General features: G+C 64.3%; 32 protein-coding genes. 17 read left to right on the top strand and 15 right to left on the bottom strand.

Features of this window, described 5'->3' with window-relative positions; genetic code table 11:
* Nucleotides 1–29: 29 nt before the first annotated feature.
* The 5 genes from Q8M85_RS20360 to Q8M85_RS20340 are packed head-to-tail and all read left to right on the top strand — an operon-like array spanning nucleotide 30 to nucleotide 4,883.
* Complete coding sequence (locus Q8M85_RS20360; RefSeq protein ID WP_305548038.1) at nucleotides 30–1,166, top strand: aminomethyltransferase family protein; 1,137 nt, start codon at nucleotides 30–32, stop codon at nucleotides 1,164–1,166.
* A gap of 54 nt (nucleotides 1,167–1,220) precedes the next feature.
* The gene (locus Q8M85_RS20355) at nucleotides 1,221–1,847 is read left to right on the top strand and encodes a dimethylamine monooxygenase subunit DmmA family protein (protein WP_305548037.1); all 627 of its coding nucleotides are present in this window, start codon (nucleotides 1,221–1,223) and stop codon (nucleotides 1,845–1,847) included.
* The gene (locus tag Q8M85_RS20350; protein WP_305548035.1) at nucleotides 1,844–2,806 is read left to right on the top strand and encodes a PDR/VanB family oxidoreductase; all 963 of its coding nucleotides are present in this window, start codon (nucleotides 1,844–1,846) and stop codon (nucleotides 2,804–2,806) included. The genes Q8M85_RS20355 and Q8M85_RS20350 overlap by 4 nt, the downstream gene beginning before the upstream one ends.
* A gap of 9 nt (nucleotides 2,807–2,815) precedes the next feature.
* Nucleotides 2,816–3,886 (top strand): DUF3445 domain-containing protein, encoded by a 1,071-nt coding sequence (locus Q8M85_RS20345; protein WP_305548033.1) that lies wholly within the window; start codon nucleotides 2,816–2,818, stop codon nucleotides 3,884–3,886.
* Nucleotides 3,879–4,883: a GlxA family transcriptional regulator gene (locus Q8M85_RS20340; protein WP_305548031.1), complete on the top strand. Its 1,005-nt coding sequence runs from the start codon at nucleotides 3,879–3,881 to the stop codon at nucleotides 4,881–4,883. The genes Q8M85_RS20345 and Q8M85_RS20340 overlap by 8 nt, the downstream gene beginning before the upstream one ends.
* 37 nt (nucleotides 4,884–4,920) lie before the next feature.
* Here the strand turns inward: Q8M85_RS20340 and Q8M85_RS20335 are convergent, their stop codons facing one another.
* Nucleotides 4,921–5,781 (bottom strand): DMT family transporter, encoded by an 861-nt coding sequence (locus Q8M85_RS20335; protein ID WP_305548029.1) that lies wholly within the window; start codon nucleotides 5,779–5,781, stop codon nucleotides 4,921–4,923.
* A gap of 125 nt (nucleotides 5,782–5,906) precedes the next feature.
* Between Q8M85_RS20335 and Q8M85_RS20330 the strand changes: the two genes are divergently transcribed.
* Nucleotides 5,907–8,276, top strand: coding sequence for a DUF1989 domain-containing protein (locus Q8M85_RS20330; protein ID WP_305548027.1), 2,370 nt, complete (start codon nucleotides 5,907–5,909; stop codon nucleotides 8,274–8,276).
* Nucleotides 8,277–8,280: 4 nt separating this feature from the next.
* Nucleotides 8,281–8,664 (top strand): group II truncated hemoglobin, encoded by a 384-nt coding sequence (locus tag Q8M85_RS20325; protein WP_305548025.1) that lies wholly within the window; start codon nucleotides 8,281–8,283, stop codon nucleotides 8,662–8,664.
* Nucleotides 8,665–8,666: 2 nt separating this feature from the next.
* On the opposite strand, the gene Q8M85_RS20320 is transcribed toward Q8M85_RS20325, so the two are convergent.
* Genes Q8M85_RS20320 through cbiB form a run of 3 tightly spaced genes read right to left on the bottom strand, consistent with a single transcriptional unit; the run spans nucleotide 8,667 to nucleotide 11,663 of the window.
* Entirely contained in the window at nucleotides 8,667–9,581 is a 915-nt protein-coding gene (locus Q8M85_RS20320; protein ID WP_305548022.1) for a glycosyltransferase family 2 protein, read from the bottom strand.
* Nucleotides 9,581–10,738: a lytic murein transglycosylase gene (locus Q8M85_RS20315; protein ID WP_305548020.1), complete on the bottom strand. Its 1,158-nt coding sequence runs from the start codon at nucleotides 10,736–10,738 to the stop codon at nucleotides 9,581–9,583. The genes Q8M85_RS20320 and Q8M85_RS20315 overlap by 1 nt, the downstream gene beginning before the upstream one ends.
* A 25-nt stretch (nucleotides 10,739–10,763) precedes the next feature.
* A complete protein-coding gene (gene cbiB / locus Q8M85_RS20310) occupies nucleotides 10,764–11,663 on the bottom strand; it encodes an adenosylcobinamide-phosphate synthase CbiB (RefSeq protein ID WP_305548200.1) in 900 nt (299 codons plus the stop codon).
* 223 nt (nucleotides 11,664–11,886) lie between these two features.
* Between cbiB and Q8M85_RS20305 the strand changes: the two genes are divergently transcribed.
* Nucleotides 11,887–12,240, top strand: coding sequence for a hypothetical protein (locus Q8M85_RS20305; RefSeq protein WP_305548018.1), 354 nt, complete (start codon nucleotides 11,887–11,889; stop codon nucleotides 12,238–12,240).
* Between the two features lie 73 nt (nucleotides 12,241–12,313).
* On the opposite strand, the gene Q8M85_RS20300 is transcribed toward Q8M85_RS20305, so the two are convergent.
* Together Q8M85_RS20300 and Q8M85_RS20295 are read right to left on the bottom strand one after the other, a co-directional pair.
* On the bottom strand, nucleotides 12,314–12,847 hold the full coding sequence (locus Q8M85_RS20300; protein ID WP_305548016.1) for a murein L,D-transpeptidase family protein: 534 nt from the start codon (nucleotides 12,845–12,847) through the stop codon (nucleotides 12,314–12,316).
* Complete coding sequence (locus Q8M85_RS20295; RefSeq protein ID WP_305548197.1) at nucleotides 12,844–14,016, bottom strand: MalY/PatB family protein; 1,173 nt, start codon at nucleotides 14,014–14,016, stop codon at nucleotides 12,844–12,846. Before Q8M85_RS20295 ends, Q8M85_RS20300 begins: the two co-directional genes overlap by 4 nt.
* A gap of 205 nt (nucleotides 14,017–14,221) precedes the next feature.
* Here Q8M85_RS20295 and def (Q8M85_RS20290) point away from each other — a divergent pair, with 205 nt between their 5' ends.
* The 5 genes from def (Q8M85_RS20290) (at nucleotide 14,222) to Q8M85_RS20270 (ending at nucleotide 16,961) form a co-directional block, all read left to right on the top strand.
* Nucleotides 14,222–14,734 carry a peptide deformylase gene (gene def / locus Q8M85_RS20290; RefSeq protein WP_305548014.1) on the top strand — a complete coding sequence of 171 codons (513 nt, stop codon included), beginning with the start codon at nucleotides 14,222–14,224 and terminating at the stop codon, nucleotides 14,732–14,734.
* 65 nt (nucleotides 14,735–14,799) lie between these two features.
* Entirely contained in the window at nucleotides 14,800–15,285 is a 486-nt protein-coding gene (gene def, locus Q8M85_RS20285) for a peptide deformylase (RefSeq protein WP_305548012.1), read from the top strand.
* Nucleotides 15,282–15,785: a peptide deformylase gene (gene def / locus Q8M85_RS20280; protein WP_305548011.1), complete on the top strand. Its 504-nt coding sequence runs from the start codon at nucleotides 15,282–15,284 to the stop codon at nucleotides 15,783–15,785. Before def (Q8M85_RS20285) ends, def (Q8M85_RS20280) begins: the two co-directional genes overlap by 4 nt.
* Entirely contained in the window at nucleotides 15,782–16,675 is an 894-nt protein-coding gene (fmt, locus tag Q8M85_RS20275) for a methionyl-tRNA formyltransferase (protein ID WP_305548009.1), read from the top strand. The genes def (Q8M85_RS20280) and fmt overlap by 4 nt, the downstream gene beginning before the upstream one ends.
* Before the next feature lie 52 nt (nucleotides 16,676–16,727).
* The gene (locus Q8M85_RS20270; protein ID WP_305548007.1) at nucleotides 16,728–16,961 is read left to right on the top strand and encodes a GlsB/YeaQ/YmgE family stress response membrane protein; all 234 of its coding nucleotides are present in this window, start codon (nucleotides 16,728–16,730) and stop codon (nucleotides 16,959–16,961) included.
* Here the strand turns inward: Q8M85_RS20270 and Q8M85_RS20265 are convergent.
* The 9 genes from Q8M85_RS20265 to Q8M85_RS20225 all read right to left on the bottom strand — a co-directional run bounded on the left by Q8M85_RS20265 (nucleotide 16,954) and on the right by Q8M85_RS20225 (nucleotide 22,236).
* Complete coding sequence (locus Q8M85_RS20265) at nucleotides 16,954–17,454, bottom strand: transcriptional regulator (protein WP_305548004.1); 501 nt, start codon at nucleotides 17,452–17,454, stop codon at nucleotides 16,954–16,956. The two genes, Q8M85_RS20270 and Q8M85_RS20265, sit on opposite strands and share 8 nt — an antisense overlap.
* Before the next feature lie 39 nt (nucleotides 17,455–17,493).
* Entirely contained in the window at nucleotides 17,494–18,129 is a 636-nt protein-coding gene (locus tag Q8M85_RS20260; protein ID WP_305548003.1) for a trimeric intracellular cation channel family protein, read from the bottom strand.
* Nucleotides 18,126–18,584 (bottom strand): ribonuclease HI, encoded by a 459-nt coding sequence (rnhA, locus tag Q8M85_RS20255; RefSeq protein ID WP_305548001.1) that lies wholly within the window; start codon nucleotides 18,582–18,584, stop codon nucleotides 18,126–18,128. Before rnhA ends, Q8M85_RS20260 begins: the two co-directional genes overlap by 4 nt.
* A 4-nt stretch (nucleotides 18,585–18,588) precedes the next feature.
* Nucleotides 18,589–19,050, bottom strand: coding sequence for a DUF3429 domain-containing protein (locus Q8M85_RS20250; RefSeq protein ID WP_305547999.1), 462 nt, complete (start codon nucleotides 19,048–19,050; stop codon nucleotides 18,589–18,591).
* 39 nt (nucleotides 19,051–19,089) lie between these two features.
* Nucleotides 19,090–19,566 (bottom strand): hypothetical protein, encoded by a 477-nt coding sequence (locus tag Q8M85_RS20245; protein ID WP_305547997.1) that lies wholly within the window; start codon nucleotides 19,564–19,566, stop codon nucleotides 19,090–19,092.
* Nucleotides 19,563–20,012 carry a YdeI/OmpD-associated family protein gene (locus tag Q8M85_RS20240; RefSeq protein ID WP_305547995.1) on the bottom strand — a complete coding sequence of 150 codons (450 nt, stop codon included), beginning with the start codon at nucleotides 20,010–20,012 and terminating at the stop codon, nucleotides 19,563–19,565. The genes Q8M85_RS20245 and Q8M85_RS20240 overlap by 4 nt, the downstream gene beginning before the upstream one ends.
* Nucleotides 20,009–20,977, bottom strand: coding sequence for a 4-hydroxy-3-methylbut-2-enyl diphosphate reductase (ispH, locus tag Q8M85_RS20235; RefSeq protein ID WP_305547992.1), 969 nt, complete (start codon nucleotides 20,975–20,977; stop codon nucleotides 20,009–20,011). Before ispH ends, Q8M85_RS20240 begins: the two co-directional genes overlap by 4 nt.
* A gap of 214 nt (nucleotides 20,978–21,191) precedes the next feature.
* On the bottom strand, nucleotides 21,192–21,620 hold the full coding sequence (locus Q8M85_RS20230) for a YqaA family protein (RefSeq protein WP_305547990.1): 429 nt from the start codon (nucleotides 21,618–21,620) through the stop codon (nucleotides 21,192–21,194).
* 40 nt (nucleotides 21,621–21,660) lie between these two features.
* A complete protein-coding gene (locus Q8M85_RS20225; RefSeq protein ID WP_305547988.1) occupies nucleotides 21,661–22,236 on the bottom strand; it encodes an NYN domain-containing protein in 576 nt (191 codons plus the stop codon).
* A gap of 133 nt (nucleotides 22,237–22,369) precedes the next feature.
* Between Q8M85_RS20225 and folK the strand changes: the two genes are divergently transcribed.
* The 4 genes from folK to Q8M85_RS20205 all read left to right on the top strand — a co-directional run bounded on the left by folK (nucleotide 22,370) and on the right by Q8M85_RS20205 (nucleotide 26,275).
* Entirely contained in the window at nucleotides 22,370–22,948 is a 579-nt protein-coding gene (gene folK / locus Q8M85_RS20220) for a 2-amino-4-hydroxy-6-hydroxymethyldihydropteridine diphosphokinase (protein ID WP_305547986.1), read from the top strand.
* Nucleotides 22,949–23,031: 83 nt separating this feature from the next.
* Nucleotides 23,032–23,385: a DNA-directed RNA polymerase subunit omega gene (gene rpoZ / locus Q8M85_RS20215; protein WP_305547984.1), complete on the top strand. Its 354-nt coding sequence runs from the start codon at nucleotides 23,032–23,034 to the stop codon at nucleotides 23,383–23,385.
* Nucleotides 23,386–23,413: 28 nt separating this feature from the next.
* Nucleotides 23,414–25,531, top strand: coding sequence for a bifunctional (p)ppGpp synthetase/guanosine-3',5'-bis(diphosphate) 3'-pyrophosphohydrolase (locus Q8M85_RS20210; protein WP_305547981.1), 2,118 nt, complete (start codon nucleotides 23,414–23,416; stop codon nucleotides 25,529–25,531).
* Nucleotides 25,532–25,594: 63 nt separating this feature from the next.
* Nucleotides 25,595–26,275, top strand: a complete 681-nt coding sequence (locus Q8M85_RS20205) for a DUF2062 domain-containing protein (RefSeq protein ID WP_305547979.1) — start codon at nucleotides 25,595–25,597, stop codon at nucleotides 26,273–26,275.
* Nucleotides 26,276–26,302 lie beyond the last annotated feature (27 nt).

Below are 26,302 nucleotides of genomic sequence, written 5' to 3'. Positions count from 1 at the left end.
AAATCAAAGCCCACTGGGAGGGACTGCTCATGACGAATTCCTGGCGTTTTTCGGCGCTGATGGACCGCCACCGCGCGCTGGGGTCCAACCTTGAGGACTGGAGCGGGATGGGAACCGCATGGTCCTATTCCAAGGGCGACCCGGATGCCGAATACATGGCGATCCGCACAAAGGCGGGTCTGATGGATGTGTCTGGCCTGAAGAAGGTCCATATCACCGGCCATGCGGCGAGCCACGTGATCGACCGCGCGACAACCCGCGACCCGGAAAAGGTTGCCCCCGGCAAGTCGGTTTACGGCTGCATGCTGAACGACGCAGGGAAATTCATCGACGACTGCATCATCTACCGGATGGGGCCGAACAGCTATACCGTGGTGCATGGCTCGGGTCAGGGGCATGAGCAACTGACCATGGCCGCGACCGGGCGCGATGTCTCGATCCGGTTCGACGACAACCTGCATGACCTTTCGCTGCAAGGCCCGCTGGCGGTGGACTATCTTGAAAAGCACATTCCAGCCGTGCGCCAGCTGGCCTATATGGGCCACATGCCGGCGATGCTGTTCGGCAAGCCGATCACCCTGTCGCGCACCGGCTATACCGGCGAGCGCGGGTACGAGATCTTCTGTCGTGGCCAGGACGCGGGCGAAATCTGGGACCGCATACTGGAGGAAGGCGCCAGCATGGGGATCATCCCCTGCCGCTTTACGACGCTGGATATGCTGCGGGCCGAAAGCTACCTGCTGTTCTTCCCCTTCGACAACTCGGAAATGTATCCGTTCGAGAACGAGGGGCCGGGAGATACCTTGTGGGAGCTGGGCCTCGACTGGACGGTCACCAAGGGCAAGACCGGCTTCCGCGGGGCCGAGGAGCACTATCGGCTGCAAGGCAAGGAGCGGTTCAAGATCTGGGGCCTGAAGCTGGAGGGCAAGAACGTCCCCGGCAATGCCCCGGTCTACAAGGATGGCAAGAAGATCGGCGTGGTGACGCAGCCGATGTACTCGCCGCTGAACGACTGGGTCGTGGCGATTGCGCGTCTGCCGGTCGATTGCGCGGTGAACGGCGTGGAGGTGGAAGTGCGCTGCGGGACGCATGGCCCGATCAAGGCCGTGACCCACTCGCTGCCCTTCTACGACGTCGAGAAGAAGCGCCGTACCGCCAAGGACTGAACCGCGTTCGGGACCCGCTGCCAAAGCGGGTCCCCACTTCTAGGAATCGGACCTTTGAAGACTGACCTGACCCCCATCGACGCCCCTTCGATCAAGTCGCGCCCGGTCTATGCGCCGCTGGAACCGCGTGCGGGAAAGCTGCATGTGATCGTCGCTGACGATGCCGGTGCGGATGCTGTGGCCGACATGCTGGTCAAAGCGAACAACCGTTCGGAAATGCTTTCGGCCATCCACGTGATGTACTGTCCCGGTCCGACGGGGACCGACGGATCGGCGAAGCTGGAAGCCTTGGGCGCGGCACAGTTTTTCCGCGCGCCGACCATCCCGGCGCTGATGCCAAGGCTTGTACGGGTGCTGTCGGACGCCCATATGGGAACTCAGTTCTACCTTGCGGGCACCGAAAGCCTGATCGGTCAGGCAGAGCGCGAAATCATGAACACCGGCTTTCCCTTCGCCTCGATCCAGAAGGAACAGCGCGGATCGACCCTGCGGCGGGTGCAATGCGTGCACTGCAAGGGGATCACCGAGAACGTGGCGACGGACCCGTTCAAGTGCAGCCATTGCGGGCTGAGCCTGTTCGTCCGCGATCATTATTCGCGTCGGATGGCCGCCTTCCAGGGCGTGAACATCGACGCCGAAGACCCCGGGCTGGTCCCGGAAAGCGTGGTGAGGTTCAAATGAGCGGGGGTGCGAAACTTCAGGTTCGAGTGGCCGAGGTGGTCGAGGTCAACAACCTGATCAAGCGGTTCCGCTTTGTCAGCCGCGACGGGTCTGACCTGCCTGCCTTTTCCGGCGGCGCGCATACGGTGGTCGAGATGGACGATCACGGCACGCGAAGGCTGAACCCTTATTCACTTATGTCCGACCCCGAGGATCGGACAGGCTACGAGATCAGCGTCCGGCGTGACGATGTCGGGCGGGGCGGGTCGCTTTACATGCATCGGCACGTGGTGCCGGGGATGGAGATGACGCTCTCGTACCCGGTGAACCTGTTCCCGTTGGACAACCGGGCGAAGAAGCACCTGATGATCGCAGGGGGGATCGGCATCACGCCGTTCCTGGCCCAGATCGCCCAGATCACCCATTTCGGCGGCAAGTTCGAGCTGCACTATTCGGCCCGGTCAAGGCCGCTTGGTGCCTACATGGACCGGCTGACGGCGGCGCATCCTGACAGGGTGCATTGCTACTTCGACGACCAGAAGCAGATGATCGATCTGAAGAAGGTCCTGGAAAATCAGCCGATTGGCACGCACCTGTATGTCTGCGGGCCGAAGGGCATGATCAACTGGGTGTTGTCGACCGCCGAAGGCATGGGCTGGCCGAAGCAGGCATTGCACCACGAAGAATTCCTGGCCCCCGGCACCGGCCTGCCTTTCCAGGTGGAACTGGCGGCCAGCGGCAAGACCATCACCGTGGGCACCACGCAAAGTCTGCTGGAGGCGATGGAGGCCGCCGGGGTCGATGCGCCCTATCTTTGCCGTGGCGGGGCCTGCGGGCAATGTGAAACGTCCGTTCACAAATGCGAAGGCACAATCCTGCACCGCGACCACTGGTTGTCGCCGGAAGAGCAGGCTTCCAACCAGAAGATCATGCCCTGCGTGAGCCGCTTCGAGGGCAAGACCCTCGTCATCGACCGATAGGAGACGACGATGAGCCTTGATTTCAAGTTTGCGCCCGACGATTTCGGTGGGTTCTTCCGGGACGAGACCTTCCGTGAGACCTTCACCTACACCAACAGCAATCCACGGCGGTTCCCGTTTCCCTTCGACCGCGACGACTATATGTATTCGGTCAACATGGAGCCGCATGTTCCGGGACGTCCGGGGACGGCCTTCGAGCACGTCTTCGATGTCGACGAACACTACATCGCCGAGATGATCGACCGCGCCAAGGTCCTGGCCGAGGACCCGCTGCGTTGCCAATCTTTGCCGCACATGACCTTGGCCGGATGGGACGTGCTGGAATTGATCATGGAGGCCAAGGCCCGGGACTATCCGCAGTGGTTTTCCCTGACCAAGGATGGCAATCGCTGGCACTGGGTGAACCGGCCGTTGGGTATCGAACAGTCGTTCACATTCCTGGACGAATCGACGCTGCCGTATCCGCCGTTCGAATACATCATGCGACAGACGCAAGGCGACTGGACGCTGCAGGACGAACGCGACGGGACCTTGTGGATGGACGCAGGCATCGCGACTTCCCAGGCCGACTGGTCGGTAGACTTTGACGTGGGCATGAACTTCCACGAATGGCATGCTCCGGTCCCGCTGGCGCATGAGAAGGGGGTCTTCGACCGGGCGCTGAAATTCCTGCTGAAGTTGCAGCATGGCGCGCCGGTCCGGCGGTTCAACTGGACGATGACGGTCAACCCGCTGCTGGACACCGCGCCCGAGACTTACCCCAAATGGGGCCCGATGAAGGCGACGATCACGCCCGAAAACCTGGGCCAGAAGCAGCACTTGCGCGTCGAGTTGCAGACCCTGTATCGACTTCCCCGGTCGAACGCGATCGCCTTCGACATCCGCTGCTACCTGTGCAGCTTCGACCAGATCGTCACCGTCCCGAAATGGGCGCGCCGCCTGCACCGGGTGATCCGCGACCTGCCGGAGGAACTGGCGACCTACAAGGGGTTCATCCGCAACCGCCCCGCCATGGTGGAGTGGTTGTCGAAATACGATGACGGGGCGCCGACCTCGCCCGGGTGGTGGCCCGATGACTGAGCGCGGTCCCCTCCGGCTGGGGTTCCAGCTGTTCCCCGGCTTTCCGATGGCCTGCCTCACCTCGGCGATCGAACCCCTGCGCGCAGCAAACGAGATCACCGGACGGCAGGAGTTCGTCTGGAAACTGGTGGCCGAAGCGCCCACGCCAGTGCGCTCGTCGGCCGAGATCGGGTTCGATCCCGACGTGACACTGCAGGACCTGGAGGCGGTCGACCATCTGTACCTGATCTCGCCTCCCACGGCCGAGTTCGCCGATCCGCGCCGAAGCCCGGCGAAACTGCGCTGGCTGGACCGGACAGGGGTGACGCTGGGGGCGTTCTCGGGCGGGATCTTCCCGCTGGCGCGGGCGGGGCTGATGGAGGGAAAACCTTGCTCGGTCCACTGGTGCTATGAGGCGGCGTTCAAGGCCGATTTTCCGGGGATCGAAGCGCGGGAGGTGACCATCCTGCGCGAGGGGCGGCGGATCACGGCCTCGGGCGCCGGGGCGGTGTTCGATCTGATGCTGCGGCTGATCGAGGAACGTCTGGGGCGCGATTGCATGACCGAAGTGGCGTGCTGGTTCCAGCATCCCTTCGTCCGCGATGCCGATGCGTCGCAGAAGGTTCCCGTAGCGCGGGCAGGTGGCACGACCGACAACCTTCCAGCGACGATCCGCGATGCGATCCGACTGTTCGAGACCCATGTCGAGGACCCCCTGCGCATCCCCGACGTGGCGGCGGCGGTGGGCCTGTCGGGCCGCCATTTCGAACGGATGTTCAAGCGCGAGACCGGGCAGAGCCCCTTGCGCTATTACCACCACCTGCGGCTGATGAAGGCGCGGCAGCGGGTGCTGTATTCCAACGACAGCCTGCGCGAGATCGCGGCGTCGGTCGGCTACATGACCTCAAGCCCGATGATCCGGCACTATACCGAGTTCTTCGGCGTCTCGCCCCGCCATGAACGGCGGTTGACCCAGACCATGCGCCGCGCTCCGGTCCGGGTGGAGGCGGCGGAATAGAACGCAAGCGTAAGGTGGGCGATACCGCCCACCCTACTCATGCCCCCAGCAGTCCAAGCACGGCGATGCCTCCGAAGACGCAGGCGATGCCGGACCATTGCACGGGTCGCACCCTTTCCTTGAGGAACCAGGCGGCAAGCAGAACCGTCAGGACCCCGAACAGCGATGAGGCGACCGACGCGTATTCCGCCCGAGGCAGGCCACCTGAAGCCGTGACGAGACCCAGCGCCAGCGCGTCCAGAAGGCCCATCAGACCCAGCACGCCGAAATGTCCCCGCTGCGGTGCAAGCGAGCCCCGGTGCCACAGCATCATGCCCAGGATGGCAAGCAGGGCGACACCCCGTCCGGCCAGCATCACCGGAAGCTCGGACCCCAGCCGCGTTGCCTCTTGCGCCAGCGCGAAGGTGGTGGCGAAGCCAGCGGCAGAAATTGCCGCCCAGCCCATCGCCACGCCGGGACTGGAGGCGTAGCCGTCCGGTGCATCGTCCCGTGCGGCGACGGCAACGATGGTGATCCCGATGACGATGGCCAGGACAGCGAGCCAGTCTGCGCCCGACACGGGGCGGCCCTGGGCCACGGCGATGAGCAGGATCAAAAGCGGATAGGCCCCGACGACGGGCGACACGAGGCGGACCGGCGCCAGGCTGAATGCCCTGTAAAGCCCGCCGATCGCCACCGCGAAGGCAAGGCCGGACAGAGCGGCCACCGCCCAAGCGGCGCCGGTCATCGCCTGCCAACCGCCCGTCAGCAGGGCGACAGGCAGCAGGCCGACTGTCCCGGACGCCAGCACCAAAAGCAGGATCGGCAGAAGTGCCGCGCCCTGGCTGAGTTTCCGCGCCAGAAGATCGTGCACCGCCCAAAGGAGCGCGGCACAGAGTCCGAAGCTTAATGCCAGCATTTCCGCGCTTTTCCCTAACCCCAAGCTTGTGTCAGGCTTACCCTGTCGCTATTCTTGTGGATGAACAAGTTTTATCCTCATTAAACTGGTGCGGCAGCAACAGCCGAATCGCTGCGGGGGGCGTCATGCTTGACCTGATTTATCCTTCGGTTCCTCCGGGACCACCGCGACCGTCGAGGATTCTGACACCGCAAGGGTTCTCGCGTCATCATGGGCAAGAGCGACACGTGGTGCCCGGTGGTGGCGCGGTCCTGTTGCAGTTGATGGCGGGCGATCGGCTGACCCTGGTGAACGACGAGGGCGGTCAGCCGGTGGAACTGGTTGCTGCAGCGAAGGACGGGCGCATCGATGCGGCGATCCTGGGGCAGGCGTCGAACTCCTTGGCCGAGGGGCTGAAGGCGATGTTGGCCCAGGGTGACGAAAGTCTGAGGCGGCTGCGCAAGGGGCTGGACGTACGTCGCATCGACCTGACGAAGCCGTCCGCGCTACGGTTGTTCGGTGCCGAGACCCCGGCGGGAACGCGGGCCGAGCTGGTGGCTCTGGACGAGGGTTGGCTGGTCGTCTGCGCGCCGGGTCTGCCGATGGCGCCCGAGGCGCAGGATACGGCGACGCAGGTGACGCTGCTGGTGCAGCGGGCGAAGCCGCGGATGGTCGGAAATTATGACTTGCCGGATCCGCTGGCTGATCCGATCCTTGACCTGCGGGTCAAGTCGGCGACGGCGGAGAGCTATTTCGTAAAGGCTGGCGACTATATCCAGATCCTTGACGTCGATGGTCGGCAATGCACCGATTTCCAGTGCTTCGACGCGCGCAAGCTGGACAAGGGTTTGCAGCACGCGCTGGACGTGACGACCAGCCGGACGCTGATGGGGCACGCCTATTCGATGCCCGGCCTCCATTCGAAATACTTCGACCAGGACTGGGTGCCATTGGTCGAGGTGGTGCAGGATACCGTAGGGCGGCATGATGCCTTCGCGATGGCCTGCGCGTCGAAATACTACGACGATATCGGCTATCCGGGGCATGTGAACTGCTCGGACAACTTCAACAAGGCGCTGGCGCAGCATGGGGTCGACCCGCGCCCGGGCTGGATGGCGGTGAACCTGTTCTTCAATACGAACATCGATTCACATGGGGTTCTGATCAGCGACGAACCCTGGTCGCGGCCGGGCGACTATGTGCTGTTCCGGGCGCTGACCGATATCGTCTGCGTCAATTCGGCCTGTCCCGACGACACCTCGCCCGCGAATGGCTGGTATCTCAGCGATATCCACGTCCGCACCTATTCGGGCGCGGAGAAGTTCTCCCGTTCCATCGCCTATCGCCCCACGCCCGCTTCGGAGCCGAAGATGACCAAGGAAACCGCCTTCCACGACCGGATCAGCCAGAAGACCCGCAATGTGGTGGAATACAAAGGCTACTGGCTGGCGCAGGCCTATTCGCAGAACGGCGCGCTGGAGGAATACTGGGCCTGCCGTCAGGCGGCTGTGGTGCTGGACCTGTCGCCCTTGCGCAAGTTCGAGGTGACCGGGCCGGATGCGGAAGCCCTGATGAACTGGGTGCTTACGCGCGACATGAAGAAGCTGAGCCAGGGTCAGGTGGTCTATTCCGCCATGTGCTATGACCACGGCGGTATGATCGACGACGGCACGGCGTTCCGGCTGGGCCGCGACCAGTTCCGCTGGATCGGCGGTGACGATTATGGCGGCGTGTGGATCCGCGAGCAGGCGGAAAAGCTGGGCTTGCAGGCGATGGTGCGGTCCTCGACCGACCAGTTGCACAACCTTGCTGTTCAAGGCCCGAACAGCCGCGAGATCATCAAGCGGATGATCTGGACCGCGCCGCACCAGCCGACGATTGAGGAACTGGGGTGGTTCCGCTTTACCGTGGGCCGGTTGGGCGGGCTGTCGGGCGCGCCGGTGGTGGTGTCACGGACCGGCTATACCGGGGAACTGGGGTTCGAGATCTTCTGCCACCCCAAGGACGGCAGCGCGGTCTATGATGCGGTCTGGGCCAATGGTGAGGATCTGGGCCTGCGGCCGATGGGGTTGCAGGCGCTGGACATGGTGCGGATCGAAGCGGGGCTGATCTTCGCGGGCTATGATTTCAGTGACCAGACCGACCCGTTCGAGGCCGGGATCGGCTTTACCGTGCCCTTGAAGTCGAAGACGGATGATTTCATCGGGCGTGAGGCTCTGATCCGGCGGAAAGAGCATCCGTCGCGCAAGTTCGTCGGGCTGGAAATCGACGCCAATGTCGATGTGGGGCATGGCGATTGCCTGCATGTGGGCCGCGCGCAGGTGGGGGAGGTGACCTCTTCGGTCCGCTCGCCCACCTTGGGCAAGAACATCGCGCTGGCGCGGGTGGATGTGGCGCATGCCGAGGTGGGCACGGCGCTTGAGGTGGGCAAGCTGGACGGCCAGCAGAAACGGCTGCCAGCGGTGATCGTGCCCCTGTCGCACTACGACCCCAAGAAGACCCGACCGCAGAGCTGATGCCATGGAGCCGATGATCAACCGGATTGGTGGCGAAGGTCAGGTTCATCTGCTGGTGAACCACTTCTACGACCTGATCGAGACGCTGCCGCAGGGCAGCAGGATCATGGAGATGCACCAGAAGGGGCACGGGTTGTCCCATGTCCGGCCGGAACAGTTCAACTTCCTTTGCGGTTTCTTCGGTGGACGGCGCTATTACCACGAACTGCACGGCCACATGAACCTGCGCGAGATCCACGCGCATGTGGAGATCCGGCGTCAGGACGCCGAGGATTGGCTGGCGGTGATGCAGCGGGCGATGGTCGAGACCGAGGTTGCCCAGAAGGAACGCGAGGAGATCATGGCGACCTTCCGCCGCGCCGCGCTGATGCTGGTGAACACAATCTAGGGTCAGAGGTCCTGGAGCAGCCCGTCTCGCAAGGCCTTCACCTTCGGGCGCAGGCCGAGGTCGGCGAGAATCACGCGACCCACGGCCACAAGGTCGTCGCGGACATCGACCGACAGGACCTGGGTGCGGCGGTAGAAGCGGTCGATGTCCTCGGGCGTTGCCTCGGCGAGGAAGGCCTGCAATTCGGGGCGGAACTGATAGGCCCCCTTGCTTATGCGAAAGGGCACGGCGGCCAGCCAGGCGGCCTTGTCCTGGGCGTGGAAGTGCAGAAGCTTGATCTCGGGCTGCCAGTTCGCGGGGGAGACGATTTCCTTGTTCACCATCACGGCGTGCAGCCTCGGCAGAAGGCCGGGGACGCGAGTGCGGTACATCGCCTTGCCGACGCTGTGCGACAGGATGCCGTCCCGGATGATCTTGCGATAGGGGCCAAGTGCGGCGCGGCGGCGCGGCCAGTGTTCGTGGCGCAGCGCCCCGCGAAATTCGCGCGCGGTGTAGATGTCGTCTGGCAAGAGCGGGTCGTGCATCGCCTCGTACGGTTCCAGCCGCATGGCGATGGTATCTGCGGGGGTGTCATCCAGGATCGCGGCGATGGGGCGCGGGGTCAGCAGAAACTCGTCGACGTCGATGTGGACGATCCAGTCCGAGGTGACCAGCTCGCGGTAGGTCAGGCGCGCGTTCTGGGTCTGGCGGTTCTGATGCTGCGGCGGGCGCTTCTTGCTGGTGCGAAGCCAGTGGTCCTCATCGCAGAGGGTCACGGTGACGCGGGGGTGCCGGGCCAGTGGTTCGGGGACCGGCTGGGTGGGATCGTCGAAGAAAAGCCAAAGATGCTCGGCCCCCAGCAACAGGTGATGCGCGGCGAAGGCAAGGACCTTCTCCTCGGGGGCCTTGACGGTGGCGACAAGGCTCCACGTGGCCATCAGAGCGCATCCAGAAGGGCGCGGTTGGGCCAACCATCGGCGGGCAGGCCAAGGCGAGACTGTTCCTTCTGCACGGCAGTGCGGGTGCCCGCGCCCAGGATGCCGTCGATCTGGCCGACATCATGGCCAAGCGCCGCAAGTTTCTCTTGCAGCGCCTTCATCTGTTCCAGTTCCAGCGCCGGGTCTGGGTTGCCCGCCACGTAGGGCTTGGCTCCCTCGATCCGAGTGGCGAAGTAGGCGGCGGTGGTGACGTAGACGAAGCTCTTGTTCCATTCGAAAAGCACGCGGTAGTTCGGATAGGCCAGGAAGGCCGGACCTTTGCGGCCCTGGGGGAGCAGGATCGAGGCAGAGAGGCCAGAGGTTAGCGGCCCGTTGCGCGAGGTTACGCCAAGGGCCTCCCAGTCCTGAATGGGCTTTTCGGTATCGAGGCCGGTTTGCGACCAGTCGAAGCTTTCGGGCAGGGTGACTTCGACCAGCCAGGGCTCGCCCGCGCGCCAGCCGTGATGTTGCAGCATCCGCGCGCCCGACAGGATCGCGTCGGCCTGCGAGGTCTTGAGCAGGATCAACCCGTCGCCGTCGCCGTCGATGCCACGCTCAAGAATGTCTTTCGGCAGCATCTGGACCATGCCGATCTCGCCCGCCCAGGCGCCGGTCGTGTTCAGGTCGAATTCGTCCAGCGCATGAAGCTGGGCGGCTGCCAAGACCTGCGGCTGGAACAGTTCGGGCCTGCGGCAGTCATGCGCAAGGGTAAGAAGGGCGTTGCGGGTGTTGAAATCGCCCTGCACTTGTCCGAAGTCGGTCTCGAAGGCCCAAAAGGCCAGGAGGATGCCGCGTGAGACGCCGTAGTCGGTTTCAGCGCGGGTGAAGATTTCGTTCAGCGCCTCGGACTTTGACCGGGCGGTCGACAGGCGCTGCTTGGAGATCAGCGACTGCGAGAAGTCGAGAAAGGTCTTGCGGAAGACACCTTGGGAGCGGTCGGCCTTAAGCACTTTGGGGTCCGGGCGCGCTCCTGCGAAGAATTCGGCGGCCTTGTCGGCGGGGACACCGGCGGCAACCGCCTCGGCCTCCATTGCCTGCAGGAAGGTGTCAAAGTCGCCGCCACAGGGGGCCGCGGCGGCGGGGCTGGTCATGAGCAGGGCAAGAACGGCGGCGCGCATCGGGTCTCCGGGTGTTTCGGAGAAGTTAGGTGAGCGCTACCAGAACGGCAACCGCAAGGACGGCAGCCCAAACCCGCCACAGCGCATCGGCGGCGGCGTCGATGTCGTCGGCACCCGGATCGCGGCGGCCTTCGGGCCAGACCCAGGGGTAGTCCTTGCGGGCGCCGTTGTAGCTGCGGGGACCCGATAGGGCGACGTTCAGGACCGGGGCAAGCGCGCTTTCGGGCCAGCCCGCATTGGGGCTGCGGTGCTTTGGCGCGTCCCGAAGGATGGGTGAGGGATCAAGCCAGCCGTGCGACAGCGCGATGAGCAGGGCCGTCAAGCGGGCCGGAATGAGGTTCAGGACATCGTCGAGGCGCGCGGAGGCCCAGCCGAAATCCTTGTAGCGGGGCGTCAGGTGGCCGATCATGCTGTCGGCGGTGTTGACCAGCTTGTAGGCAAGGATGCCGGGCAGGCCCAGGACCAGGTACCAGAAGACCGGGGCCACGACGCCGTCGGACAGGTTTTCGGCCGCACTTTCGATGGCGGCGCGGGAGATGTCGGGGCCGGTCATCTGAGCGGTGTCGCGCCCGACAATCATGGCAACGGCCTGGCGACCCTCGGGGATCGAGCGGCGAAGGGCGGTGGCGACGGCGCGGACGTGTTCGACAAGGCTCTTCTGTGCAACAAGGATCGCAACTGCGATCGCCTCGACGAGGCCGTGGTCAGGGATTAGCTGGATAAGCCAACCCACAATGAGGCCGGTCAGCGCAAGGCCCGCAGCCACAACGGTGCCCTTCAGCTTCAACTCGCCGTCGCGGTTGAAGCGTTGGTCGCACCAGCCGACCAGGCGGCCCATCAGGACGGCGGGATGGGGCAGACGGTCCCAGAGCCACCGCGGCTCGCCAAAGGCAGCATCAAGCAGGAGGGCGAAGATCAGGATCATGCGAAGGGCTATCGGCAGGCCGCCGGTGATTCGCAAGTCGTTCCCGCAACTTGCTGCGATTTCGCTGCGCAGCATGGCTCGCCGCCCGCGGGATCAACTTGGGGTTGCGCAAATCCGTGTCCCGGCCGACATACCGGGTTCACATTCAGGTAATACCCTTGTGGCAGCTTGCTTTTCTGCGGGTCCACTCCAGAATTGAGCTTGGGGAGAGGTCGAGGCTGCCATGCTTGAATTTCTGCCAACATATGTGCGCGAAGGGCTTGAGGCCGCGCGGAAGCGGGATATGAAGCGCAAGTCGCGTCTGCGGGTGCAGGTCGGTGACGCGGTCTATCCGGTGCTGCGTTTCTGGGACAACGGCTTTGCGCTGGATGCGGATTTCTCGCCCGGAAAGCTCCGGGGGCTGGTCGATGTCTATGACGGGTCGCGGCACGTCTTCCAGTGCCTGATTATGGCCTCGAGCATCGACAACGGCGAACTGGTCTGTGACTTCAAGCGCGCTACGGCCGTGTCGGACCGTGCGCCCCTGGACTTCTGGCGCGACGAAAACGCGCCGGTAGGCTATCTGCCCAAGGCATAAGCCTAAACCTCCTTGTGCGACTTCGTCTTCTCGTCGGAGCCAGCGAGGAGTGACGAAGTCATTCGACGAGCCCTCAGGGGCGAATTACGACCTTGGTGCCGACGGGGGTGACGGCCCAGATTTCCCGGATTTCGGCATTGGTCACGGCGATGCACCCGGCTGTCCAGTCGCCCTTGATCTTCAGCCCGTCCGGCAGCGCGTTCGGTTGGCCGTGGATGAAGATGTCGCCGCCGGGGGAGTAGCCGCCCATTGAGGCTTGCCTGACGTCCGCTGGGCGCGGATAGTCCAGGCCGATAGACAGATGAAAAGCGCTTTCAGAATTCCGGCGGTCGACGGTGAATTCGCCTTCGGGTGTCTTGCCGTCGCCCTGCCGTTCCTTGTCGCCGTCGGGGGTGAAGCCTAGCGCGATGCGGTAGGTGCGGACGGGCTCACCGCCCTGAAAGAGCTGCATCCGGCGTGCGGCCTTTTCGATCACGATATGGTCTACCTGACCCGTCAAGGGTGGCGGCGGCGGAAGCGGACGCATCGGGCTGTAGAGCGAGGCCGCAATGAAGCCCAGACCGATCAGCAGACAGAGATAAAGCAGAAGCCGCAGGAGCCGGGTCATTGAAGGTCGGCGAAGGCCCTTTCCAGCCGAGAGACCGCCTCGACCACCTGAACGCGCGGACAGGCAAGGTTGAAGCGGAGGAAGGTCTCGCCGCCGGTCCCGAAGGCCGCGCCGTGGTTGGTGGCGATCTTGGCCTGCTTCTCGACCCTGTCGATGAACTCGGCCGGGGCCATGCCGGTGCCCGAGAAATCGACCCAGGCCAGATAGGTCGCCTCCAGCGGGGTCGACGTCAGGCCGGGGATCCTTGCGATGCCCTCGTCGAAGAGCTTCCGGTTGCCGTCGAGATAGCGCATCAGCGCGTCGACCCAGGCCGCCCCTTCGGGCGAGTAGGCAGCCGTCGCCATGTGCATGCCGAAGGAGTTGGGCGAGATGCCAAGCGCGTTGATTGTCCCGGCGAAGGTCTTGCGCAGGGCGGGGTCGGCGATGATGACGTTGCCGATATGCGCGCCGGCGATGTTGAAGGTCTTGGTCGTGGCCGTCATCATCACCAGCCGGTCGGCGATCTGGGGCGCGGCGAGCGCCATGACGGTATGCGTCTGGCCGGGGAAGACGAGGTCGTGGTGGATCTCGTCCGAGACCAGGATCAGGTCGTGCCTGACGCAGAAACCAGCGATCTGGCGTAGTTCATCGCCCGTCCAGACCCGACCGCCGGGGTTGTGCGGCGAGCAGAGGATCAGCATCTTTTCCCGCCCTGTCAGGCGTGCCTCCCATCCCGCGATGTCCAGCTGCGCAAGGCCGTCCTGCAGGAGCAGGGGACATTCCAGCACGTCACGTCCGGCGGCTTTGATGACGCGTGCAAAAGCGTGGTAGACGGGGGTCATCAGGATCACCGCATCGCCCGGCTGGGTGTAGCTTTGGATGCAAAGCGCGGTGCCGTTGACAAGGCCGTGGGTGGTGAAGATCCAGTCGGGCTGCACCTCCCAGCCGTGGCGGTTGGCCATCCACCAGCGGATCGCGTCAAGATAGGCGCGGTCGTCGCCGAAATAGCCATAGACCCCGTGGTCGAGCATCTTCTGCAGTGCGTCCTGCACGACTTGCGGGGGGCGGAATTCCATGTCCGCGACCCACATGGCAAGGCCCTCGTCAGCCTTGAAGCCATAAAGCGGTTCCAGCATGTCCCACTTGACGCAGTGGGACCCGGCACGGGAGATGGGGGTATCGAAGGTCATGTCGGTCGGCCTGTTGGTTGGGATGTTCATCCGATTATTCCATCATTGTCGGGAAGTCATCCCTTTTATCATCGTATATTCAGAACTCTGTCCCACACGAAAACAGAATGGCGGGACTGGGTTCTTTCGGATTTTACCGATCGTTCCGCTTTGACATCACCGCGTTCCTCTTGCCATGACGGGGCCGCTTTCGTAGATGGCTGACATGATCCGCCCTATCCTTATCCATCCTGACCCGCGCCTCAAGAAGCTCTGCGATCCCGTGGCCGAAATCACGCCCGAGATCCGGCAGCTTGCCGCCGACATGCTGGAGACGATGTACGATGCCCCTGGCATCGGCCTTGCCGCGCCGCAGGTCGGAGTAACGAAGCGGATCATCGTGATGGACTGCATCAAGGACGGCGAGCCAGAGCCGATGGCACTGGTCAACCCCGAGGTGATCTGGGCTTCCGAAGACCTGTCCACCTATGAGGAAGGGTGCCTTTCGATCCCCGACCAATATGCCGACGTAAAGCGGCCGGCCGAAGTGAAGGTGCGCTGGCTGGGACTGGATGGCGAGGTGCAGGAACGGCAGTTTGCGGGTCTTTGGGCAACCTGTGTGCAGCACGAGATCGACCACCTGGATGGCAAGCTCTTCATCGATTACCTCGGGCCGCTGAAGCGCCAGATGATCACGCGGAAGATGGAAAAGCTGAAGCGCGAGCGGGCGCGGGGTTAAGCCCCGGGGTGACTTTTCCGCGCCAAGCGGTTATGCGCGGGCGCTGACATCCGAAGGGAATCCCGATGCTGCTGCCAATCCTGCGTTGGCCCGACCCCCGCCTTTCGCAATCCTGCGCCCCGGCTGTGCTGGACGCTGATCTGCGAAGCCTTGCGAAAGATATGCTGGAGACGATGTATGCCGCCCCGGGACGAGGGTTGGCGGCACCGCAGGTCGGGCGACTTGTGCGGATGTTCGTCATGGATGTCGGGTGGAAGACCGGGGAGCCCGCGCCGATGGTCTTCGTGAACCCCGAGCTGGAGCTTTTGGGCGACCGCATCCTTGGGCCAGAAGGGTGCCTCTCGATCCCGGGTCCGGTGACCGACGTCGAGCGGAATGACCAGGTGCGGCTGCGGTGGACCGATCTGGATGGCGGCGCGCAGGATGCGACGTTCGACGGCTTTGCGGCGATCTGCATCCAGCACGAGTTCGATCATCTGAACGGCATCCTGACTCTGGACCGCCTGTCGCCCGAGGCGCGATCAGTGGCTGAGGCAGAGGTGCTGGCATGACGGTCCTCAGGTGCCTGCCCTGGCCAAACCCTGTACTGCGGGCGCAAGCTGCCGATGTCGCCGCGATCACCGAGGAGGTGCGCATGATCTGGGCCGACATGATCGACACGATGGACGCGATGCCGGGATATGGGCTGGCTGCGGTGCAGATCGGGGTGCCCTTGCGGCTGGCCGTTGTCGACTGTTCGGAGGCGCGTGGGCAAGCGGTGCGGATGGCCAATCCCGAGGTTCTGCACGCCAGCGTCCAACTGCGGGAACATGAGGAGGCCAGTCCCAATCTGCCGGGTGTGTCGGCAGTCATCCAACGCCCGCGGGCGGTCACGGTGCGCTTCCTGAATTCGGACGGAAAGGTCGAGGACCGTGATTTCGTCGGCCTCTGGGCGACGAGCGTCCAGCACCAGATCGACCACCTTGCCGGGAAAATGTACTTCGACCGCCTGTCGCCCTTGAAGCGGAAGATGCTGATCGCCAAGGCGGAAAAGCTGGGCCGGAACAGATGAAAGTAGTTTTCATGGGTACGCCGGGGTTCTCCGTCCCGGTGCTTGACGCGGTGCACAAGGCGCACGAAGTCGTGGCCGTCTATTGCCAGCCCCCGCGCCCGGCGGGACGGGGGAAGGCGGACCGGCCCAGCCCGGTGCAGGTCCGGGCCGAAGAACTGGGGCTGACAGTCCGCCACCCGGTTTCGCTGCGCAGCCAAGCCGCTGCCGCAGAGTTCGCTGCCTTGGGTGCGGATGTGGCGGTCGTGGTGGCCTACGGGCTGATCTTGCCGCAGGCAGTGCTGGACGCCCCCCGCTTCGGCTGCCTGAATATCCATGCCTCGCTGCTTCCGCGCTGGCGGGGGGCGGCCCCGATCCACCGGGCAATCATGGCGGGAGACGCCGAGACCGGGGTCTGCATCATGCAGATGGAGGCGGGACTGGACACCGGACCAGTCTTGCTCTGTTCAACCGTGACGATCGGGACCGAAGAGACGACGGCAGAGCTGCATGACCGACTGAGCATCCTGGGTGCGCGGCTTATCGTCGATGCGTTGGAGCGCCTGCCGCAGTTGCGTGCGGAACCGCAACCAGCGGAGGGCGTGACCTACGCGGCAAAGATCGACAAGGCCGAGGCCCGAGTGGACTGGTCCCGCCCGGCAGTCGAGGTAGACCGTCTAATCCGTGGGCTGTCGCCCTTTCCGGGTGCCTGGACAGCAGTGGAGGGAGAGCGCGTGAAACTTCTGCGGTCGCGCCTTGTCCAGGGTCAGGGCGCGCCCGGACAGGTTCTGCATGGCTTCACCGTCGCATGCGGATCTGGTGCCGTCGAGATCACCGAGGCGCAGCGCGAAGGCAAACGGACCATGCCGACGACCGAGATCCTGCGCGGTCTGATTCTGCCTGAGACACTATAGCGCAGGGGGCAAAGAGTTCCCATATTCGGCAGACAGGAATGGGAGGGACGCCATGCCGCTTGTTGCACTTCTGATCGTCGGGGTTGCCGTGGGCTTTCTCGCCTCACGGATCCTCAAGGTGAACATGGATACGCCGTCCACCATCGCGCTGGGCGTACTGGGCGCGTTGATCGGCAGTCTGGTGCTGCGCGGGCTGGTGATGCTTGCCGGGATCGGGGCAGGTTTCGTCGGCGCGCTCTTGGGCGCGCTGGTGTTGATCTGGGCCTGGAAGACCTACGCTAAGTAAGCCGTTTCACGGCGTCTTTCAGCCGAAAGGCCGACTCGCCCGCAGTGCCCCACAGCCCCTGACCCTGCCAGGCGGCGAACAGCAGCGCCGCACTTTCGCGGGCTTTGACACCTGCACCAAGACGCATGGCCAGGGCTTTCTCGACCCCCATGCGCCAGCCATTCGCGCGCTGCGCCAGGTCCGGGTGGCGCATGTCCGTTGCGATGGACCTGGCGTCGAACGGCCCGATGGCCTTGAGCAACCCCTGCGGCCCCTTGTCCGCCGTTGTCGCAATGGCTTGGACGGTGCGATGCTCCAGCGCGTCCCAGGCGGCATGACGCGCGGCGCGGATCATCCCCTCGACGCTACCATAACGCTGCACCAGTGTCGGCGGTGCCAGCCCGGTGGCTTTTGCAACCGAGCCGAAGGAGACCGCTTTCTCGCCTCCCTGTTCCAGCAGACGCTGAATGACGGCGAAGACCTGAGCATCGGGAATGGTGCGGGTGCGTGGCATCGGGGAAGGCTAACCGAATGTTCGTTCACCTGACAAGCCTCAGCGTTTGGGCGCACCGGGACTGGGGGGTTGCGACTTGTAGACCGGCAGGCGCCAGCCAAGCGCGATGCTGCCGGCCCGCAGCGTAAAGACGATGGCAGCGCAGATCAGAAGCGACAGGCCGTCGCCCAGGCCCGCAATTCGCGACAGGACCGCACCCAGCGATCCGGCAAGGGCGCAGGTCGCGTAAAGCTCGCCCTGTTTCAGGACCAGCGGGACCTCGTTGCAAACCACGTCGCGCATCAGGCCGCCCAGACAGCCGGTGATCATCCCCATGACCAGGACGATGGGCCAGGCCTGAGCTTCTGCCAAAGCCACCGCGACCCCGGCGGGCACAGCGATGGCAAGGGCCGCGGCGTCGAACCAAAGCAGCGCGCGGTAGCGACTTTCCAGCAGGTGAGCGGTAAAGAAGACCAGCACGGCGGCCAGCGCGGCGACTCCCAGGGTCAGGGGGTCGGCAACCCAGAAGACTTCACGGTTCAGGATCGCATCGCGCAGCGTGCCGCCGCCAACAGCGGTGAGGCATGCGATGAAGATGAAGCCGACGATATCCAGCTGCGACCGGCTGGCAGCCAGCGCCCCGGTCAGGGCGAAAACCAGCACCGAGGCGTAATCGAGGGCATCCAGCATCGTCATGCCGAGGCCTTGAATGGGGCCATGCCCGCACGGGCCAGCTCATCCGCGCGCTCGTTCTCGGCGTGGCCGGCGTGGCCCTTGATCCAGCGCCAGGTGATCTTGTGCGTCGCGGCGGCGGCTTCAAGCCTTTGCCAAAGCTCGACATTCTTGACCGGGCTGCCTCCGGCTGTCCGCCAGCCCTTGCGCTTCCAGCCCGAGATCCACTCGGTGATCCCGTTCTTCACATAGGCGCTGTCGGTGACGATCGTCAGTTCGGTCGGTCGGGTCAGCGCCTCCAGCGCCGAGATGGCGGCAAGAAGTTCCATCCGGTTGTTGGTGGTCAGGGGTTCGCCGCCCTGCAGGGTGCGTTCCTTTACGACGACGCCGTTCTCGCGCGCGACCATCAGCACACCCCAGCCGCCGGGGCCGGGATTCCCGGAACAGGCACCATCAGTATAGGCGAAAAGCTCGGGCATGGGGTCAGGCCTGCAACGGGATGGCAAGGCAGCCAAGGACGACCACGGTCAGCATGACCCGCAGCCTCAGCCACCAGCGCGGGGCAAGGCCCCAGGCCTGGAACATCGCGTCGATGAAAAGAAGGCCGACGAAGCCCGCAGCCAGGAAGATCGTCGAGGTGTCCGAGGCGTCAGAGACCATGAGGAAGGCCCAAAGTGCCGGAATGACCGACAGGGTATAGGCTATGGCGGCCTCGCGGCCCTCGGCCCTGGTCGCAAAGCCCCAGAGGACGCCGGACATGAAGGACAGGATGACGGTGCCATAGGTCAGGCCGACATAGGCGCCCAGGAACATGGGCTGAAGGAACTGACCGGCCCAGGCCGAGAGGGCGGGCGAAAGATGCGTGGCCGCCGACCAAAGGAAGGGGATCAGCCCGGCAAGGCCAAGAAGAAGGGCAGGTCGCGGGATGCGGGCATCATCGGTCATCTGGCTGATCTAGCCTGAGCGGCAGCCCAAGACCAGTGGTCACTCTGCGTTTAGGAAGCGGTCGAACCGTGCCGGGATGGCCGCCGCTATGGCGTCCAGCACCTTGCCCACCCGCGGAACATCGGGGTCGGCGGGCTGTTCAAGAAGGATGATCTTGACGCCGTCCAGGTAGACGACCCCACCTGTCAGCCCGCTGCCCACGATTGGCATCTCGGTGTCGCGCGCGGGTTTGTCTGCAAGGCCGCTGGCAATAGCTGCGGACCGGATGGCCACCAGCGCCTCTGGCGTGACCTTGGCGCGGCGGGTCTTGCAGCCGTCGGTCTGGTACCCCTTGCAGTGCTTGAGGATCAGCCGACCGTCGTCCCCGATCGTGATTGTAGTCTCCCAGGCATATTCCGGCGGCAGGCTGCCGTTGTTGGTCCAGTATTCCGCAAGGGCCTGGGCCTCCTGGGCCTCCTGGGCCTGAGCCGGGACAATCGACAACAGCAGGGCAGCGAGCGGCAGAAGGCGGGTCATGTAAGGTCCTCGACAAGGCGTTGGATACGTTTCTGTCGGGTCGTGTCGGTCTTGGCTGTCGCGATCTGATAGAGCAGCCCGCGCCTTTTGCCGGGCGTAAGCGCCTCCCAGGCTTCCAGCACCCCGCCCGAACGCAGCGCGGCTTCGACATCAGGGTCAGGATCGACGTTGTCGTCCGGGGCGGGGCGCAGGCGAATATCGACCGGCTCGCCCGGTTGGAGACCGATACGGTGCAGAAGACTTTGCCCTGTCCAGAGGAATACCCCCTCCACCCCCGGCGCGCGGGAGAGGGCGAGGTTCACCGGATGCTCCGCGATCTCGCCTTCGACGCGGCGACAGGGCCCGAGGGCGTCCAGGGCGGCTTCGGGAAGACGCAGGATGGTGTAGGTCGCCCGCCCCCAGATCAGGGGTTCAACCCGACCTTCGAAGGCGACCCAATCGGTCATGCCGGCTCACGCAGGATGCGGGGGACCTTGAATTCGATGTCTTCGACGGCGGTCTCGACGAGGTCTACCGTGACGGTGTAGCGGGCGCGGAAGGCGTCGACGACTTCGTTGACCAGAACCTCGGGCGCGCTGGCCCCGGCGGTGAGGCCTACGGCGCGGACGCCTTCCAGGGCGCGCCAGTCGATGTCGGTCGCGCGCTGGATCAGCATGGAATAGGGGCAGCCCGCTGCCGTGCCGACCTCGACAAGGCGCTTGGAGTTCGAGGAGTTGGGCGCGCCGATGACGAGCAGGGCGTCGATCCTGGGGGCGACGGCCTTGACGGCGGCCTGGCGGTTCGTGGTGGCATAGCAGATGTCGTCGTGGGCGGGGGCGTGGATCAGGGGGAAGCGGGCCTTCAGGGCGGCGGCGATCTCGGCCGTGTCGTCGACGGAAAGGGTGGTCTGGGTGATGAAGGCCAGCTTCGCGGGGTCGCGGACTTGCAGGGTAGCGACGTCGGCGACGGTTTCCACAAGGAGGACCTCACCGGGGGGAAGCTGGCCCATCGTGCCCACCGTCTCGGGGTGGCCGTCGTGGCCGATGTAGATCATCTGGGTGCCGGCTTCATGGTGGCGGGCGGCTTCGTTGTGGACCTTGGTGACGAGGGGGCAGGTGGCGTCGACGGCGATCATCTGGCGGCGGCTGGCTTCGGCGGGGACGGACTTCGGGACGCCGTGGGCGGAAAAGACGACGGGGCGGTCGGTGGGGCAGTCGTCCAGTTCCTCGACGAAGATCGCGCCCTGGGCCTTCAGGGCGTCGACGACGAATTTGTTGTGGACGATCTCGTGGCGGACGTAAACGGGCGCGCCCCATTTCTGGATCGCCATCTCGACGATCTTGATCGCGCGGTCCACCCCGGCACAGAAGCCGCGGGGGGCGGCGAGGTAAAGAGTGAGGGGGGGCAGGACGCGGGGCAGATTGGGGGGCATCGCGGGCTCCGGCAGGGCGGTTGGGACAGACTTAAGGGCTGCGGGGGCAGGCGTCCAGTGTCCACGCAGGGCAGGCTTGGTGTGCTGAACGAATTCAACGAGTTGGGCGTGGTCGTTCAGGATGTGTTGACCAAAAACCTCCTCGTGCGACTGCGTCTTCTCGTCGGAGCCGCCGCCGCGAGGAGAGCCAGAAATGGATCGGCCAGCCTTCGGTCTAGACCTCGAACGCCGCCGATCCGAGCCAGCCCAGCACGATGTAGCGCCCGGTCTTGGCCAGCGCGACCAGCACAAGGAACACCGGGAACGGCACCCGCAGTACGCCCGACACCGCGACGATCATGTCACCGAAAGGTGCCCAGGACAGCAGCAGAAGCCACAGACCCCAGCGCCGGAACCAACCCTCGGCCCGGGCCATCTGCACGGGCCGCAGCGGAAACCAGCGGTGATCGCGCTGTTCAGAAAGCCAGCGGCCAAGGACATAAGTGACGCAAGACCCCAGCGTATTGCCGATCGATGCCACGAGGATCAGGGCAAAGGTGTCCGATCCTGCGGCTTGCAGACCCAGGAAGACCAGTTCGGACTGGAAAGGCACCGGCGTCGCCGCCAGGAAGGCCGCAAGAAACAGGCCTGCAAGAGCGATCATGACCAGGGCCCCCGTGCCCCGGTCATGATGGTTGCAAGGCTCACTTCGCGTCGACCACAGCCTCTTCGCTGGTCACGGGACGCGGTTCACGCGGCGGACGGCCGATGACTTCGCGCAACTCGTCCAGTTCGATGAAGTTGTCGGCCTGACGGCGCAGTTCGTCGGCGATCATCGGCGGCTGGCTGCGAATGGTCGAAACGACCGACACGCGAACCCCCTGACGCTGCAGGCTTTCCACCAGCGGGCGGAAGTCCCCGTCGCCCGAGAACAGCACGATGTGATCGACCCGTGCGGCAAGCTCCATCGCATCGACGGTAAGCTCGATGTCCATGTTGCCTTTCACCTTCCGCCGTCCCTGGCTGTCGGTGTATTCTTTCGCGGGCTTGGTGCGCATGGTGAAGCCGTTGTAATGCAGCCAGTCCACCAGCGGCCGGATCGGAGAATAGTCATCGTTTTCCAGAAGCGCCGTATAGTAGAAGGCGCGCAAGAGCTTTCCCCGGCGCATGAACTCCATTCGCAGGAGCTTGTAGTCGATGTCGAACCCCAGTGCCTTGGCCGCGGCGTAAAGGTTGGATCCATCGATGAACAGCGCAAGCCGTTCGTCTTTGTAAAACATTCTGTGTCCCCTCAAAGTCGCCGTCAGATGAAACCTTGTCAGTCCAAAGACGCAATCAGGAAATCCAACGGCCAACCCGCAGTAAATAACAGCCGGACGCGGCTACACACAAGAGAACTAAAGGATAAAACCGATGCATGAAAGGATAGGTGCGCCCGCCTTGGTTGCACTTGGCGCAAACTTGCCATTTGAGGGCGAGGCCCCGGCCGAGACGCTTCGGCAGGCGTTGAAAGCGCTTGCAAAAGAAGGCCTTTCAGTTCTTGCGGTTAGCCGGTTCTACGCAACACCCTGCTTTCCGGCCGGGACTGGGCCGGATTATGTGAATGCGGCGGCCGTTCTCGCTGTCGGCGAGCAAAGTGACGCAACGTCACTCTTGGAGGCCCTACACGTTGTGGAAGAGCGTTTTGGCCGGGTTCGCAACAAACGCTGGGGAATGCGCACTTTGGACATTGATCTCTTGGCGCTGGGCGATTCGGTGGCGCCTGATGCGGCGACGCAGGATTTCTGGCGGGCGCTGCCGCCGGAGGCTCAGGTGAAGGCAGAGCCCGACCGGCTGATCCTGCCGCATCCACGGCTGCAGGACCGTGCCTTCGTCCTTGTGCCGCTGGCCGATGTCGCCCCGGACTGGATGCATCCCCGCACGGGCAAAAGCGTGGCGGAGATGCTGGCGGCCTTGCCCGAAGCGGAACGCGCGGCCGTGAAACCACTTTGATTTTGCCCGATTTGCCGCTTGTCAAGCCTGTCCGACCGGCATAAATAGGCCACTTCCAGCGAAGCTTCCGATTGGAGTATCCCATGGCCCGCGTGACGGTCGAAGATTGCGTTGACAAGGTCCCGAACCGGTTCGAGCTGGTGATGCTTGCCGCCCATCGGGCGCGAGAGATCCAGGCGGGCTCGCCCGTCACGGTGGACCGTGACAACGACAAGAACCCCGTTGTCGCCCTGCGCGAGATCGCGGACGAGGCGCAGCAGGCCGAAGTCCTGCGCGAGCGGATGATCGAAAGCTATCAGACCCAGATCGAGGTCGACGAGCCCGAAGATGACCAGATGGCGCTTCTGATGGGCGGCGAGATGGATCGTCCGATGGTCGACGACATGTCGGAAGAAAAGCTGCTGCGCGCCTTGATGGAAGCCCAGGGCGAGTTCTGACGGGGACAAGACCCGCAAAGGGGCGGTGATGATCGACGTCGAAGACCTCATCGCCCTGGTTCGCAATTACAATCCGCGCTGCAACTCTGACCTGATCCGCCGGGCTTATGCCTACGGGTTGAAGATGCATGAAGGCCAGATGCGGAAGTCGGGCGAGCCGTATTTCACCCATCCCGTTGCCGTGGCCGCGATCCTGACCGAACAGCGGCTGGACGATGCAACAATCGTGACCGCCCTGCTGCACGACACGATCGAGGACACGCGGTCGACCTATGCCGACGTGGCAGCGATGTTCGGCGCGGAAGTGGCCGAGCTGGTCGACGGCGTCACCAAGCTGACCAACCTTCAGCTGTCCAGCACCGAAAATCAGCAGGCCGAGAACTTCCGCAAGCTGTTCATGGCGATGAGCCGGGACCTGCGGGTCATTCTGGTCAAGCTGGCCGACCGTCTGCACAACATGCGGACAATCAAGAGCATGAAGCCGGAAAAGCAGGCCCAGAAGGCGCGCGAAACGATGGAGATCTTTGCTCCGTTGGCCGGGCGGATGGGCATGCAGTGGATGCGCGAGGAGCTGGAGGATCTGTCCTTCAAGGTCCTGAATCCCGAGGCGCGTAATTCGATCCTGCGACGGTTTCTGACCTTGCAGAAGGAATCGGGCGACGTCGTCCACAAGATCACGGCGGACATCCTGCACGAGCTGGATAAGGCGCAGATCGACGCCGATGTGTTCGGTCGGGCGAAGAAGCCGTTCTCGATCTGGCGGAAGATGCAGGAGAAGGACCTGGCGTTTTCGCGCCTGTCGGACATCTACGGCTTTCGGGTGATCTGCAGTTCCGTCGCGGATTGCTACCGGATTCTGGGCGTGATCCACCAAAGATGGCGCGCGGTGCCGGGGCGGTTCAAGGATTACATCAGCCAGCCGAAGAACAACGGCTATCGGTCGATCCACACGACTGTGTCTGGCCGGGATGGCAAGCGGGTCGAGGTGCAGATCCGCACGCGCGAGATGCACGAGGTCGCCGAGGCCGGGGTCGCAGCGCATTGGTCCTATCGTGAGGGCGTGCGGGCGGTGAACCCGTTTGCGGTCGATCCGGCCAAGTGGATTGCGACGCTGACCGAACGGCTGGACGAGGGCGACACGGACGAGTTCCTCGAACATGTGAAGCTTGAGATGTATTCGGACCAGGTGTTCTGCTTCACGCCGAAGGGCGACGTGATCCAGATGCCGCGCGGGGCGACGCCGCTGGACTTCGCCTATGCGATCCATACGCGGATCGGGAATTCCTGCGTGTCGGCCAAGATCGACGGCATCCGGGTGCCGTTGTGGACGCGGCTGAAGAACGGCCAGTCGATCGAGATCATCACGGCGGAAGGGCAGCGCCCGCAGTCCAGCTGGATCGACATCGTGACGACGGGCCGGGCGAAAGCGGCGATCCGGCGGAGCTTGCGCGAGGAGGACCGGGGGCGGTTCGTCAAGCTGGGGCAGGAACTGGCGCGGGCGGCGTTCGACCATGTGGGCAAGAAAGCCAGCGACAAGGCGCTGCGGACGGCGGCGAAGATGCTGGGCTTGGCGGACGAGAACGACCTTCTGGCGCGGCTTGGATCGGCGGAATTGCCGGCCCGGCGGGTGGTGGAGACGCTGTATCCCGAACTGGCGCAGGCGGTGGCAGAGGAAGTCGACAGCAAGCGCCCGGTCGTGGGGCTGACCGCCGACCAGACCTTCCGCCGCGCGCAGTGCTGCCAGCCTGTCCCCGGCGAGAGGATCGTGGGCATCACCTATCGCGGGCAGGGCGTCGTGGTCCACGCCATCGACTGCCCTGCGCTGGAAGAGTTCGAGGACCAGACCTCGCGCTGGGTGGACCTGCACTGGCACTCGGGCCGTCACAAGCCCGTGTTCACCGTCAGCCTGGATCTTACGATTTCGAACGATGCCGGGGTACTTGGACGCATCTGCACCCTGGTCGGAGAGCAGAAAGCGAACATCTCGGACCTGCGGTTCACCGATCGGAAACCCGATTTCTATCGCGTTATCATTGACGTGGACTTGCGCGACGTCGAACATCTGCACATGGTCATGACGGCGCTGGAAGCCGAGACAGATGTGGCGCAGATATCGCGTCATCGGGATTTGACACGCCGGCCATAGGGTCGGACAGCGGGGGTAGGGCCCGGCAGAGAGGCGACGTTGGTTTTCAGGCGTAGGGACAAGTTGGGCTGGGGCGCTTGGCTGCGCGAGCAGGTCTATCCGCGCTCGGGCTTCAAGCGGGCGACACGTTATGTCGTCTACCGGATGCGACGGCTGCCGGACCAGCCGCACCGGGTGGCGCGCGGGGTCTTTGCCGGGTTCTTCATCGGGTTCCTGCCATTGCCGGGGCTGCAGTTCCTTGCGGCCTGGGGCGCGGCGCGCCTGGTCCGCGGCAATGTGCTGGCAGCCCTTCTGGGGACCTTCAACACCAACCCGGTGACGACGCCCTTCTTCGCCGTGCTGGCGATGACGCTCGGTCACTGGATCATGGGGATCGAGGCACCGCTGAACGCTCATTACATCGGTCGCGCCTTCGCTGACGCCGGACATGACCTGTGGTTCAATATTCTGGCGATGTTCGGGCCGCAGAAGACGCAATGGGACGGGCTGATCCAGTTCTGGCACGAAATCTATGTGCCCTATCTGATCGGGGCACTGGGGCCGGCCGTGGTCATCAGCACCATTGCCTATTACCTTACCATCCCGCTGGTCGAAGCCTATCAGAAGGCGCGTGCCGCAACCGCGCATGAACGGGCCGAGCGGCGGAAGAAGATGCGGGCCAAGCTGGCCGAGGCGGCGGCCAAACTGAAGCTGCGCAGCGAAAAAGGCGGCGAGGACAGTGACGACAGCCCGGGAACGCCCTAGACTGTCGGAAAACGCGGGAAGACCGGA

Source organism: Tabrizicola sp. (genome assembly GCF_030694085.1).
In the GTDB taxonomy this organism is placed as follows: domain Bacteria; phylum Pseudomonadota; class Alphaproteobacteria; order Rhodobacterales; family Rhodobacteraceae; genus Tabrizicola.
This window is presented reverse-complemented; position numbering and strand designations above follow the sequence as displayed.